The sequence below is a fragment of the Fulvivirga lutimaris genome (assembly GCF_009711525.1).
GTDB classification, from domain to species: Bacteria; Bacteroidota; Bacteroidia; order Cytophagales; family Cyclobacteriaceae; genus Fulvivirga; species Fulvivirga lutimaris.
This window is the reverse complement of record NZ_SMLV01000328.1, coordinates 1-15,209: the sequence shown is the minus strand read 5'-3', so window position 1 is coordinate 15,209 and position 15,209 is coordinate 1. Positions and strand designations below refer to the sequence as shown.

The 15,209-nt window shown below is 38.8% G+C and carries 8 protein-coding genes; all 8 read left to right on the top strand.

Features of this window, described 5'->3' with window-relative positions:
* Nucleotides 1–2,911 (top strand): SusC/RagA family TonB-linked outer membrane protein (locus E1140_RS07090; protein ID WP_155180875.1); only part of this gene is annotated, 2,911 nt, incomplete at its 5' end.
* An 18-nt stretch (nucleotides 2,912–2,929) separates the two neighbouring features.
* Entirely contained in the window at nucleotides 2,930–4,477 is a 1,548-nt protein-coding gene (locus tag E1140_RS07085; protein WP_155180872.1) for a RagB/SusD family nutrient uptake outer membrane protein, read from the top strand.
* An 86-nt stretch (nucleotides 4,478–4,563) separates the two neighbouring features.
* Entirely contained in the window at nucleotides 4,564–7,917 is a 3,354-nt protein-coding gene (locus E1140_RS07080) for a VCBS repeat-containing protein (protein ID WP_221412651.1), read from the top strand.
* 99 nt (nucleotides 7,918–8,016) lie between these two features.
* Nucleotides 8,017–11,265 carry a VCBS repeat-containing protein gene (locus tag E1140_RS07075; protein ID WP_185153468.1) on the top strand — a complete coding sequence of 1,083 codons (3,249 nt, stop codon included), beginning with the start codon at nucleotides 8,017–8,019 and terminating at the stop codon, nucleotides 11,263–11,265.
* 464 nt (nucleotides 11,266–11,729) lie between these two features.
* Nucleotides 11,730–12,614: a hypothetical protein gene (locus tag E1140_RS07070; protein ID WP_155180866.1), complete on the top strand. Its 885-nt coding sequence runs from the start codon at nucleotides 11,730–11,732 to the stop codon at nucleotides 12,612–12,614.
* Nucleotides 12,615–12,616: 2 nt separating this feature from the next.
* Nucleotides 12,617–13,645, top strand: a complete 1,029-nt coding sequence (locus E1140_RS07065) for a S41 family peptidase (RefSeq protein ID WP_155180863.1) — start codon at nucleotides 12,617–12,619, stop codon at nucleotides 13,643–13,645.
* Nucleotides 13,646–13,776: 131 nt separating this feature from the next.
* Entirely contained in the window at nucleotides 13,777–14,250 is a 474-nt protein-coding gene (locus tag E1140_RS07060; protein ID WP_155180860.1) for a YybH family protein, read from the top strand.
* Nucleotides 14,251–14,303: 53 nt separating this feature from the next.
* On the top strand, nucleotides 14,304–15,209 hold a 906-nt coding region (locus tag E1140_RS07055), incomplete at its 3' end, for a serine hydrolase domain-containing protein (RefSeq protein ID WP_155180857.1).

Sequence of the window (15,209 nt, the reverse complement as noted above, 5' to 3'; positions counted from 1 at the left end):
CCGATATTCTATTTCGGCATCATCGGGTGATGTTTTGGTTTTTTCATTTATCGGGTATCTCACGCAAGAAGTACCAGTAGGCGCACGATCTACAATTGATGTAACTATGGCAATCGATGCACAGCAGCTAAGTGAAGTGGTTGTTGTAGGTTACGGTACGCAAAGTAGAGCTGAAGTTACCGGAGCTATTTCAACTATTGAGGCCGACCAGATTAATAGTCTGCCGGTGGCCAGGGTTGATCAGGCGCTACAAGGACAGGCTCCAGGTGTAACTGTTATTAATAATGGTGCTCCAGGAGATGAACCCACTATTAGAATTAGAGGGCTTGGAACGACAGGTAATAATGCTCCTCTGTATGTAATAGATGGTGTAATCGCATCAGGAATTGGTGACCTGAACTCACAGGATATTGAATCCATTCAAGTATTGAAGGATGCCTCTACCGCTGCGGTATATGGGTCAAAGGGCTCAAACGGTGTGATTATCGTAACTACCAAAAAAGGTAGACCAGGTAAAATACAGGTAAGTGCCAATGCTTATGCCGGTACACAATGGACTAATAAACGTTTTGATTTACTAAATACGGATCAATATCTTCAATATGCTTCGGAGGCCTTTAGTTCTCCTACGAGGGCATCAGATCCACAATATGCTAACTTATTTCAAAGCACCACGGATTGGCAAGATGCTATTTTCCAAGCCGGGACGGTTCAAAACTATAATGTTTCAGTTGCAGGCGGTGGTGAAAATAATACTTTCAGAGTCTCCGGTGGTTATTTATCCCAAGAAGGAGTTGTAAGATCTACTGATTATGACAGGTATAATTTCAGAGCAAATAGCACATTTAATATTGGAAAAAAACTCGAGATTGGCGAGAATTTAAGTTTAGCCTATTCAGAGCAAAGTCCGCTTTCCGCCTCAGGTGGTCGTTCTGTCATTGAACATGCGATAAAAGTCGCCCCGTACCTTCCGATATTTGATGACCGTACTGAAGGAGGATTTCGTGGCCCTAACTCAGGTTTAGATGGCGGTAACGATGCCGAAAACCCGGTAAGAGTTTTGGAGCTCGGATCTAGGAACAATCAGTCAGTAGCGTTATTAGGAAATATTTACGGTGAGTATCAAATTATCGATGGACTTACATTTAAAAGTCAGATAGGTCTTGATTACAGGACTTCAAAATACCACACATTTACTCCAACATACAATGATGACCCTGAAGGAGCTACACATTCATCAACTTTCGCCCGAATTCGAATTAACGATGCGATATTAGCCTCCACTTATTTAACCAATAGCCTTCGATATAAAAAGTCATTTAATGAGGTTCATAATGTGGAAGTATTATTATTGGCTGAGCAAACAAGAAGCAAATCAACGTTTTTAAATACTTATAGCCAAAACTATATAACCAACCAAGTTGAACAGATATCAAATGTAGATGCCGATGTAGGCTCTTCGGAGTTTAACTATTATCGATTAGGTTACCTGGGAAGGGTTAACTATAGCTATAAAGAAAAGTACATTGTAGCTGCTTCGATTAGAAGAGATGGAAGCTCCAGATTGGGATCCAACGAAAAGTGGGGATGGTTTCCATCTTTCGCTGCGGGCTGGAATATTGGTAAAGAGCAATTTTTTGCATCTTCAAACATTGTTAACGACTTGAAGCTACGTGCCAGCTATGGTCAAACCGGTAATGATAATTTCGGTGACTATTCGGCTACAGTAGGTATTGAAAGCGATTTTCACTATCCGATTGGTGGAGAAGATGCCGTAGGGGCGGTTCCTCAGGGCCTTGGCAACAATGACCTTGTGTGGGAATCAACTAAAATGACGAATATCGGATTGGACTTTACATTATTCGATTATGCTATCAACGGTTCGTTAGAAGTTTACAATAACACAAGTGATGACTTAATAATCAACAGACAGCTACCAGTATCTTTGGGATATCCTAACCCTGCGAGAATAGAAAATTCCGGATCGATAGAAACTAAAGGTATTGAACTAAACTTGGGCTACGATCATTTTGGTGGTGAAGTGGAATGGTCTGTAAGTATGAATTTAGGTACATCCACAAATGAAGTTATAAGTTTAGGAGGGGTTGAACAGTTTTCAGGCGGAGGTTTTGAAAATGAAAACATATCATATGTTATACCAGGTGAGCGTGCCTTCCAATTTTATGGGTGGCAATTTGATGGCATTTTTGATTCTGATGCTGAAGCCAATGAATACATGGGGGGATCACAATATAATGATCTTAACGCTCGAGGAGGAGATTTCCGTATAGTTGACACTGATGGTGATGGTGAAATAACTGCGGATGATCGTACCATCATTGGAAACCCTTTCCCTAAGCTTACTTATGGCCTGAATGGATCAGTAAGGTTTAAAGGATTTGACCTTTCGTTATTCTTTAGTGGTGTATATGGAAATGAAATTTATAACACAAATATCTACGACCTTGAAGGTATGCCGAGACTGTTTAATGCTGGTGTAGCCGTATTAAATAGATGGACACCAACTAATAATACAGAAGATGGAGTGCCGCGTGCGGGAGGTGCCGCTACAAATACCCAAATTTCTAGCCGTTTTGTTGAGGATGGTTCTTTTGCAAGACTTAGAAACCTTACCCTCGGTTATGATTTAAGGAACATAGTAAAAGTAGACGGTATCTCTAAATTTAGAGTATATGTTTCAGCAATGAATCTACTCACTTTTACAGATTATTCCGGTTTAGATCCGGAAGTGGGACAGCAGGTAACTGTTGAGCCTGGTCAGGCTCCGCAGGTGCAGGGCACTACAGCAACAACAGGCGGTATACCAATTGTCAACTTCGAAAATGGAATAGATAGGGGAAATTATCCTGTGCCAAAGACATTTACAGCCGGAATTGAAATCACATTTTAAGTAAAATACTGATAAGCCATGAATTTCAAAAAAATAAAATATACAATTATATTAGGTCTGCTTATAGGAATAACCAATTCCTGTGATAAAGATGTTCTGGATCAGGTAGATCCAAACCGTCTGTCTCCAGAGACCTTTTTAGAATCACCTTCGCAAGTTCAATCTGCTGTGAATGCTATTTATGCCAATTTGCAAACTAGAGGATTATTCTCAAGGCATATGTTTTTCGCAATGGATAATATGGGTCATGATAATGATCATACAAATAATCCGCAGCTCGAAGCAGATAAGTTGCAATATTTACGATTTACCTTTGATGCAACCCATGGTCCGATCAGAGCTTTTTGGGAAAGCTGCTATCACGGTATAAACAAGGCAAATTTCTTATTAAATAGTCAGGAGAAACTTGAGGCTGCTGTTGAGGAATTTGAAGATTTTACAGAAGCTGATAAAAATCGTGCTAATGGTGAGGCTCAATTTTTAAGGGGATATTATTATTTCCTTATTGCTTCCAGATTTGGAGATGCCCCGTTGATCACGGTTATACCTCCAGATGGGGGTGGTTTTGAAAAGAGTCCCCAATCGGCCATCTATGATCAGATTGAAAGTGATCTTACTGCTGCCGCTAACAATTTGCCAGCTCCAGGTGATACAGAGCCTGGTCGTGCTTCGAGAGGTGCTGCGCTTGCACTATTAGGTAAGGTACACTTATATCAGCAAGAATATGCTGAGGCCAAGGCTGCCTTTGATCAAGTATATGGTCAGTATACCCTGGCAGCTAATTTCTATGACAATTTCATGGAGGAAACTGAACATAATTCTGAAATAATTTGGGGAGTGGAATATGCCAACCTTGGTAATAGTGCGCAATGGAACTCTGATTTTAATGGAATTGGATTAAATGAAACTACGTTCCGCGGTCAAGAATATGGTTTCAATGATTGGTTTAATGTATATCCTTCTGGAGACTTGGTAGCTGAGTTTGAAACTGGTGACCCTCGCAGAGCTCAGACTTTCTATTTTAATGGAGATACTTTTGCAGGAGGAACCGTAAGTTTACCTGCTTATGATGATACCCCGGATGATGGTATTGATAACCCTGTTCAAAGACAACAGGCATGGAGAAAGTATCAAAACTACTATAGAAGGGCAAATGAAGAACTAGCTTCAACCATCAATTTCCAAGTGATTCGTTATGCTGACGTGCTGCTAATGATGGCAGAAGTTTACAATGAAACAGACCCAAGCGGAGCAGCTACCATTGGCTACCTCAATGAGGTAAGAGACAGGGCAGGAATGCCTCATTACGGAACCACAGAAATGAATGATGCTGGTTACCCCGTAACTACTAAGGAGGAGCGATTTGCTGCTATCATGCATGAACGCAGAGTGGAGTTGGCGGGTGAACAGTCCCGATTCCCTGATCTTGTAAGATGGGGATTGGCTGATGATGAATTGAGTCAATTTGGATTTAAGCCAAATAAACATGAATTCTTTCCTATTCCTCAGCAGGAGATTAATACCAATGAGGCTTTGACCAATGAGGATCAAAACCCTGGTTACTAAAAATCAACACTCAGAAAAGAGATGGTCAGCAAGATCATCTCTTTTTTTATTTAGTTAACTTAACCCCTAAAATTTATTTGCCTGACATGATAAAACGAATGTTGTCTATTGGTTGTGCAATAGCCTTATTTGCTGCCTGCAATCCGGTGAAAAATGAAGAATCCAATAGCGAAGAATCCTCTTCTCTTTTTACTAAAGTTTCTTCAGCTCATACTCAAGTTAAATTTAAAAATACCCTCACGGAGACAGATACATTTAATTACTTCAGCTACAGTTACATTTATATGGGGGGTGGGGTATCCGTGGCAGACTTTAATAATGACGGCCTCACCGACATTTATTTTGTAGGTAATATGGTTGATAATCGGCTATACCTAAACAAAGGAGATCTTGTATTTGAAGACGTAACAGAAGCTTCTGGTGCTGCCGGAGATGCAAGATGGATGCTTGGGTCTACAGTCTGCGATATAAATAATGATGGTCTTCTAGATATTTACATTAGTGTTTCCGGTAAGGATGAGATTTGTAAAAATCTACTTTATGTAAATAAAGGCATTGGAGATAATGCAGTACCTAGGTTTGAGGAAGAGGCTGATAAATATGGAATAGCCGATACTGGTCACAGTACGCAAAGTGTATTTTTCGACTATGATAATGACGGAGATCTTGACTTATATGTAGCGAACTACCCAATCACCAACTTCAAGGCCCCTTCATTTTATTATAAACAAATGCTAATTAACGCTAAAATGAAGTCTTCAGATCATTTATATAAAAACAATGGTGATGGTACCTTCACTGATGTTACAGAGGCATCTGGTATTCTGAACTTTGGTCTGTCTTTAGGTATTACTATAACCGACCTCAATGAAGATGGGTTTAAGGATATTTATGTATCGAATGATTTCGCTAGTCCAGATATGCTATACATGAATAATGGAGATGGTACTTTTACGGACCGTATAAAAGAACTCACTAAACAAACTTCTTACTACGGCATGGGACTGGATATTGCCGATTTTAACAATGACGGACTTATGGATATCATTCAGGTAGACATGGCTCCTGAAGATAATAGAAGGTCAAAGGAAAATATGGCAGGAATGGATCCTGCTGCATTTTATGAGCTGGTGGATCTAGGGCTTCACCATCAGTATATGTACAATTCTTTTCAGCTCAACCGAGGGCTTGATGAAAATGGAATGCCGCAATATAGTAATATAGCCAAGCTGGCAGGTGTTTCTTCAACGGACTGGAGCTGGGCCTCTTTATTTGCTGATTTTGATAACGATGGCTGGAAGGATATCTTCATCACCAATGGTACAAGAAGAGATATCAATAACAATGACTTTTTTAAAAAATTGGAATCTAAAGACGTATACTTTAGCTCGACCAGTAATAATAAGATTGAAGATCAATTGGAGAATGTGAAGAAGATGCCTTCTGAACCAATTGCTAATTACATTTATAAAAACAACGGAGACTTAACCTTTACCAAAGAAATTGAAACCTGGGGGTTGGATGATGAAAGTTTTTCAAATGGAGCTGTTTATGTTGACCTTGACAATGATGGAGACCTGGAACTTGTCGTCAATAACATTGATAATGAGTCAGTAATTTATAAAAACACGGCAGTTGAGAAGAATAACTCGAATTTTTTGAAAATCGAGTTTGAAGGCTCCAAATTAAATAAATTAGGCCTGGGTGCTAGGGCTGAAGTATGGAGTGAAAACATGCGTCAAGTGGCGGAATTAACACTTACCCGGGGGTATGAGTCATCTGTAGAGCCTATACTATACTTTGGCTTAGGAAAGAATAAGGTAGACTCTTTATTAATTACCTGGCCTGATAAAAAGAGCCAATTAATCAGAAATGTGGAAGTAAATCAAAAATTGGTAGTGAGCTATGAAGATGCTGATCAAAGTGAGCATGGAAGGCCTGATCATAAAATAGAGCCGATTTTTGAAGATATTACGGATCGCTTTTCTAAACTGCCGGTGCATAAAGAAAACGAATTCGATGATTTTGGATTACAGGTACTCTTACCTCATAAAATGTCAAATTTTGGCCCGGCACTGGCTGTTGGCGACATCAATGGAGATACATTAGATGACTTTTTTGTTGGAGGTGCTTCTGGCTTTAACGGGGCATTGTATCTTCAAAATGCCCAAGGAGAGTTTGATAAGGTCGATTTTCAACCTTCTGAAGATGCTATATATGAGGATCTTGGAGCTACTTTTTTTGATGCAGATGGAGATAATGACCTGGACTTATACATAGTAAGCGGAGGTAATGAATTTGAAGAAGGCCACACCAATTATCAGGATAGGTTGTTTATCAACACTAATGGAAGTTTTACTAAAGCAGAAAAGGGCCTGCCTACTATCAGTGCTAGCGGGTCATGTGTAAAACCATTTGATTATGATAATGATGGCGATTTGGACCTTTTTGTGGGTGGACGATTACGACCAGGTAAATATCCTTACGCAGGCACCACTTATCTATTGGAGAATAATGCTAAAAACGGACAACCTAATTTTGAGATAGTTACCGATAAAGTTGCACCTGGCCTGTCCGATATTGGTATGGTAACCGATGCTCTCTGGGCAGACTTTAATGGAGACAATGTAACTGATTTACTGGTAGTAGGAGAGTGGATGCCTATTACGGTGTTAATAAATGAGAATGGTATTTTTCAAAACCGATCAAGCGATTATTTCAATGAAAATACAACAGGTTGGTGGTTTAGCATCGATCAGGGTGACTTTGACAATGATGGAGATTCTGATTTTGTTATAGGTAATCTGGGACTCAATTATAAGTACCAGGCACAGAAGGACAAACCATTTAATGTATACGCCAATGATTTTGATAATAATAATCAGAGTGATATTGTATTGAGTTATCACAACTCTGGTAAGGAATACCCTGTGCGAGGAAGGGGATGTTCTTCTGCACAAATTCCAGCAATCAAAACAAAATACAAAGATTACAAGTCATTCTCTCAGGCCAGTGTCATAGATATATATGGCGATGATAACCTTGAAAATTCCCTGAGCTATAGTGTAGAGAGTTTTGCTAGTGTAGTCTTAAAAAATAATGGCAAGAGCTACCAAATCGTAAACTTACCCAATGAGGCGCAACTCTCACCGATTAACGATATGATTGTTCAGGATTTTGATAAAGATGGGAACCTTGATTTACTGGTAAGTGGTAATTTGTATTCCTCAGAAGTAGAAACTCCACGAGGAGATGCTGGCATAGGACTTTATTTAAAAGGGGATGGTATGGGTAATTTTCAACCGCTAACATTTAACGAAAGCGGTGTGTATATACCATACGATTCAAAACACTTGAGTACAATTGAAATCAATGACCGTTCAGCATTTGTGTCAGTAAGTAATCAAGGTCCGGTACAGATTTTTAGTAAAAAACCCTAACCGCAGTAGTAAGAATATTCTAAAAAGAGCTATTCAAAAGCAACAAAACAAGCCTTATCTTTAATGAACGCGAACAACAATATTTTCATGCATCTATTAATGAATTGCACGAGATATGCCATTTGTTTACTCTCAATAGTAACGTTGGGATGCAATACATCTGAAAAACCAGAGAGGGAGCTATTTACCTATGTTAATCCTGACGAGTCTGGGGTTCAATTTGTAAATGCTGTAGAAATGACAGACTCAATCAATATACTGAATTATATCTATTCCTATAATGGCTCTGGTGTCGGTGTTGGTGATATTGATAACGATGGGCTGGAAGATCTGTTTTTTGCTGCGAATCTTGAGAGTAGTAAGTTATATCTCAATCAGGGTGATTTGAAATTTAAAGACATCACTACTTCAGCAGGAGTAACAACTAATCGATGGTGTACAGGAGTGAGCATGGTAGATATTAATACTGACGGCTTTCTCGATGTGTATGTGAGTGTGGCTGGAGCACCGAATCCTGCAGCAAGAGCCAACCTTTTGTTTATAAATAATGGCGACCAGACATTTCGTGAAGAAGCTTCGGCCTATGGCATTGCAGACACTTCCTATACCACCCACGCTGCTTTTTTTGATTATGACAGAGATGGAGATCTTGACCTGTACCTGCTCAATCATGCCAATGACAGGACAGTGCTCAATACTCCAATACCCAAAATGGTAGACGGCCAAGCCCAAAGTACGGACAAACTGTATAGAAATAATGGACCAGGTAAGGCTTTTACGGATGTCTCTGCAGAAGCAGGAATCTTGATAGAAGGCTATGGGTTAGGAGTAGCTGTGAGTGATATAAACAAGGACGGGTGGCCTGACCTCTACATATCTAATGATTTTATCTACAACGATCTACTCTATATTAATAACCAGGATGGGACTTTTAGCAATGTTATAAAAGGGGTAATCCAAGAGCAAACATATAATGGAATGGGTAATGAAGTAAGCGATTTTAATAATGACGGATTGCCCGATGTTGTAGTAACTGATATGCTTCCTCCTGATCCTGTAGGAGAAAAAACTATGGCCAGCTTTATGACATACGATAAGTATGTCAATATTTTGGACAAGGGGTATGAACCTCAGTTCATGAGAAATACACTTCAGATGAATCAGGGTGATATGAATTTTATAGAAATTGGTCGCTATGCAGGTATTTACCGGACTGACTGGAGCTGGGCACCGTTGATGGCTGATTTTAATAATGATGGATGGAAAGATCTTTATATAACCAATGGCTATTTAAAAGACATAACTGATAAGGATTTCGTTGATTACAATAATAACCTTACCATGTTTAAGAGTAAGGAAGTTGCTAATGAAAAGACACTACAAAGAATGGATGAGCTCAACGGTAGAAAACTCTCCAACTTCATGTTTCAAAATAAAACCGACCTCACTTTTTCAGATCAAACGAAAGCTTGGGGATTAGAAAATGATTCGTTTTCTAATGGAGCCGCTTATGCTGATCTTGATAATGATGGAGATCTTGATATGGTGGTGAATAATATTAATGATCCTGCTTTTGTGATTCGGAATAATATGAAGAACGACAATCATATTAGCATTCAACTTAAAGGTCCAACGGACAACCCTCAAGGTCTTGGAACACAGCTAACAGCTACTACTAAAAACAATAAGCAATTTATAGAACAAACCATATACAGAGGTTTTATGAGCTCTATGACCGCAAAGGTTCATTTTGGCTTTGGTGAAGATTCTGTTATTCAGCAGCTTGAAGTCCTTTGGCCAGATGGTAGCTACCAGACTATTAATGATATTCCTGCAAAAGGTACACTGACAATCGATTATAATGACCGTGAAAGCCGAGAGGTCTATGAGGCTGAAGCACCTCCTTACTTTGAGGATATCACGGCTAAATACAATATTGCTTATAAGCACAACGGTCGTGACCCTGTCAATTTTAAGGTGCAGCCCTTGCTACCTTATCGCGTGTCGGCTACCGGGCCTGTGCTGGCATCCGGAGATCTTGATGGTAATGGTATGAGCGACCTTGTCATAGGAGGAGGTTCTACTGCGCCAACTAAGATTCTTTTTCAGGACAAAACTGCTCAATATGAAGAAGTTTCATTGGCCGGTACTACAGGAAGTGAAATTACAGCAATTGAGATTTTAGATATTAATAATGATGGTCTCAATGACATTTATTTGGCGTGTGGAGGTTCATCAAGTGCACCAGGTGGTTCTAATTATAGTGATAAAGTGTACCTGGGTACAGGTACTAAGGCAATGAAGCTTGCTGAAAATGTTGTTCCTGTCCATAGCAGCACTTCTACTGTTGCAGCTGCTGATTTTGATCAGGATGGAGATCTGGATTTATTTGTAGGTGGATACGCAGTGCCACAAAATTTCCCGGCTGTTGAGAGAAGCTATGTGCTTCGAAATGATAATGGACGTTTCATGGATGTTACAACCGAAGTATCTGAAAAATTATTGCATCCTGGATTGGTAAAGGGTGCTGCATGGGGTGATGTAAATAATGATGGTATGCCAGACCTTATGCTGGTGGGTGAGTGGATGCCAATTCAATTGTTTATTAATGATAGCGGCCACTTTTCATATCAAGCACAGGAAAACACCTCAGGCTGGTGGCAAAGTATTACTCCTGGGGATTTTGATGGAGATGGTGACATAGATTTTTTATGTGGCAATGTAGGCTTAAACAATAGTTACGTACCAACTTCCAGTCAACCAGTAGTACTATATGCTCCGGATTTGAATAATGATGGTACATTGGATCCTCTGATGACTTATTTTGTCAATGGCCATGAAGCTATACATGCTTCCAGGGGTGTACTTTTTAAGCAACAACCTTTCCTTAACCGCAAGTTTCAGAGTCACCTGAGTTATGCCCAAGCTTCTATTGAACAGATTATCCCATCCATTGATGGTGTAACTACCTTAGAAGCTGAAACCTTTAGTTCGGTAATCTTATATAATGACGGGAAAGGCAGCTTCAGACCCGAGCCTTTACCTGATGCTGCCCAATACTTTCCTATAAGGACTAGTGTAGCTACCGACTTAAATGGAGATGGACGTGTTGACTTTCTTCTGGGTGGGGGAATTTCAGATGTAGGTTATGACGGAAAAAGCCTTGGCCCTCAACAGCTGCTGGCCATTTATAACTATAATGCCAAAGAATCAGAGACTAAGAATATTGCAATTGGGGCTGGTGGAGATGTAGTTAGCATTGTTTCAATAGACGAAGAGTTAACAAAAGGGCACTTTGCTCTTGGTATCCGTGATCATAAAATAAAAATTATACAATTAAATCAGTAAGACTTAAGTTGTGTTATTGATTTCACAATCTGATCCTTCTTAAAGGGCACCAAATTGACTCAAGCCAGTTCGAATATATTGAGAACAGAAAAGGATAAATAAAACTGAGAGTAATCTCAGTTTTTTTGTTTTAAAGCATCAAATTCTCTTTTGATCTATAAAGCCAAATTTCCCCGCTTCACTTAATCTCAGAGCTCAAGGTCGTTAATAAAAGGAGTAACAAATAATTAAAACTTACCCTTACTTCATTTTTTGCACACTTTAATTGGAAAGTTCCAACGTTACTTGCACGCAAGTTTGCGGATTTGATCCCTTGACAGGGAAGCTTATTATCAATGCTGTCAAATTTTAAGTTGTTTATAAACTTAAAATTTAGATAAGCACGGTTGAGATTCTCCATTTTCAAGATGTATCGCAAAACAGCACTCTAAAGAAAAATTGCTAGCAATTAACTATCAAAAACTATGAACAGCTTCAATCCATGGCAACAATGTATAAAAATTGTAGTGCTGAATAGTAACATGCATTTCAAGCTCATACTGCTTTTGTTGATGCTATCTAGCGTTGGCTATGGACAAACTAAAACCACGTTTAAAGAAGGGAAGTTGAAGCGTTGGCAAGTAGGGCTCGGTTATGGCAACTTCAGAACATTTGACAAAAATGTTTCTCCTCTAATTTATAGATCCAATACTGGAGGTTTGCTCTTAGGTTTCGAAAAGGAAAACAAGAAGACCATTTGGAATATAAAAACGGAAATATTTTTAGGAAGTAATCAGTCTAAGAGGCATGGTAAACGAGAAGCCGTAATATATGACCCATACCCTCTAATTGGACAAGCGGATTCTACACATTATGTTCTTAACCCAACCCTTTCATTTGTTCATGCTAGATTGTCATTTAGCTATTTACGAGAGGTTGATAATGTAAAGAGCATTCCAATGTTTATTGGAGGAAAAATTGAAAATCAATTTTACTATGGCGCAATAGGAGGTGATGTTTGGTTTTTTAATCAGTTAGGGGCTTCTCTGGCGGGGCAATTTTTGGTTTATAGACAGGGAAAATCCAAGGTCAATTTAAATGTTAGTATTCCAATTTTTTCTCATTTGGTAAGACAGCCTTATTCACTGGATCCAAGCTTGCCCGAACAAAGTTATTTTAATGCATACTTAAAAACGGGCTCTGAATGGGGTTCGCTTAATAAATATCAGCAGTTTCAGCTAGAGGGGTATTATTTACATAAGTCTAGACTAGGGCTGTCTTACCGCTTTTCATGGATGCGCTATAATAACCATAAGGATGGGACAGTAAGAATGTATTCAAACTTAATTTCAATTATTTATTCCATTTAAATATGAGCCGAATTTGTATAATACTTATAGTAGTTGTTGCTGGTTTATGGTCATGCGATCGAATCTTACTAGGTGAGGAAATTCCGAATAGTGCGGTGGCTAACTTTGAAAGTTTATGGCAAGAATTTGATGAGAAGTACGGACTTTTTAGAGTTAAGCAAATTAATTGGGATTCTGTACACAGCATCTACAAGCCACAGGTAATGAATGTAACTTCTGAAGAGGACCTCTACTTTATACTTACTAGTATGCTTGCAATCTTAAATGATAGCCACGTAGCACTCTTGCCAGATGTGACATCTAAACTGCCTTTCTATCAATCGGGAGTTTTAGGTAAACTAGATAGTATGACCGACTTCAACCTTGAGATTGTTAAAACTAGCTATTTAAAGGAAATGAAATTTGAAGAGCCTTTTTTCACCTATGGTATTTTGAATAATAACATCGGTTACATTCATATTGAGGGCTTTAGTGATCTTCCGAAATTTCTCGAAGACCCGATGGATCATGTCCTTACAACACTTGCGGATACTGAAGGTTTGGTGATAGATGTCAGAGGCGGGTATGGTGGTGAGGATATAGCAGGGCAGTATATTGCAGGAAGATTCGCCAATATTACCGAAGTATATATGAGGACAAGGGTTAAATCTGGTCCTCAATCGGATGATTTTTCTGAGTTCCAAAATTGGAGTCTTAAACCTGAGGGGGATTTTCAATATACAAAACCAATTGTTGTGCTTACTAACAGGTTTACAATAAGTGCTCGAGAGACGTTTTGTCTTGCAATGAAAGTGCTTCCTCACGTTACATTCGTGGGAGATACAACTGCTGGCGCTTTTTCAAACCAAATCAACCGTGAGTTACCTAATGGCTGGGGCTACTCCATGAGTATTGGAGAGTGGGTAGATGGAAGTGGTTATTCATATGAGGGTGTTGGGTTAATACCCAATATATTGGTTAAGAATAAAAAAGAGGATCTTCTCAATGGAAAAGATGAGGCATTGGATAAAGCCATGGAGCTCTTAAATTGATTAATCAGGGTCCCTCTTTTACAGGAAGGTTAAATGTTTTGATATTTATTAAAGGTAAGTATTAATTAATGTTAACAGGTTGTGATACGATCATTGCCTATAAATTCAATTAATCGTTTCAGTTTAGAGGAATGAAATTGTCATCCATTTTTAAGCTCATCATTGTATTTATCACCTTAGTCAGTTGCAGTAAAGAAAACAGCACAAGGGAAACTAGTCTATATTCTGCAAAGTCAGTTTTGAATCAGCATCTGAATGCTATTTCAAACCGGGATTTAAGAAGCTTAAAGGCAACACTCTCACCTAGTGATAGTATCGAGCTTATACTTCCTGGTAGCCCAATTTCCTATAAAGTAGCTGACTTTATAAAAATGCATGAAGGTTGGTTTTCAGAATCCCATTGGACTTTTAGCCCTGAAATCATATCATTTAAACAGGTTGGCGCATTTGCATTTGCAACAGTATTGATTGACTACAACGAGGAAGAACGAAATGGCAAACCGTATTATAATAGGATGCACGTAAGTTATGTGCTTGAAAGAAATAGTGGCGACTGGTTTGTGATTAAAGATCACGCATGCTCCTTTGAAAAATCTTCTGAGTAATTGTTTCTCAGTACTCTTATTTAATAAATTCTCAAGGTCAAAATAACAACAACATGAAGATATTCAATATCCTATTTATATGTATTTATACTATCTCTGGTTTTTACCACCCCGCTTTTGGTCAATCAGATGTAGAAAAGTTAGATGCTTATTTTTTAAAGAAAATGAAGCAAAGCGGGATCATCGGTCTACAAGTTGGAATGGTAAGGGAAGGTAAGTTTGTCTGGCAAGGTAGCTATGGTAAGGTTAATAATAGTACGGGACAATTAGTGAACGATAGCACCCTTTTTATGATAGCCTCATCATCAAAGCCAGTTACTGCTCTAGGAATATTGAAACTTTGCAGTGATGGACAGCTCAATCTTGATGACCCAATTAATAAGTATTTGCCATTTTCAATTACTAATCCTTATAACCCAACAGTTGATATTACAATTAGGATGTTGCTTTCACACGTTGGTGGGTTTAAAGATAACTGGGGTTTGCTTGATCCACTGTATACTGTACAGGAAGGAGGAGACTCACCAATTGCACTTAAAGACCTGGTTTCAAAATACTTTACTCCTGGAAGAGAGTATTATGATAGTGCGCTAAATTTTAGTGCAGAACCTCCAGGAAAAATTTGGGCTTACAGCAATATGGGATATGCAACGCTTGGATATATTATTGAATGTATCACAGGCAAATCATTTGATCAGTACATGCAGGAAGAAATATTTGGTCCGCTAGGCATGAACAACTCCTATTGGTTTTTAAGAAATATCCCACATAATAATATTGCAAGACCACATGTGCTTGCTGATAATAAGGATGATTCAATCAGGGTCCTGCCTCATTATGGTTATCCTGACTATCCTGATGGCCAACTTAGGACAACTGTTAAAGACTATGCAAAAACCATTGAGTTAATATTTAATGATGGTAAAGTAGGGGGCTCGTCTTTCATTAAACCTGAACTT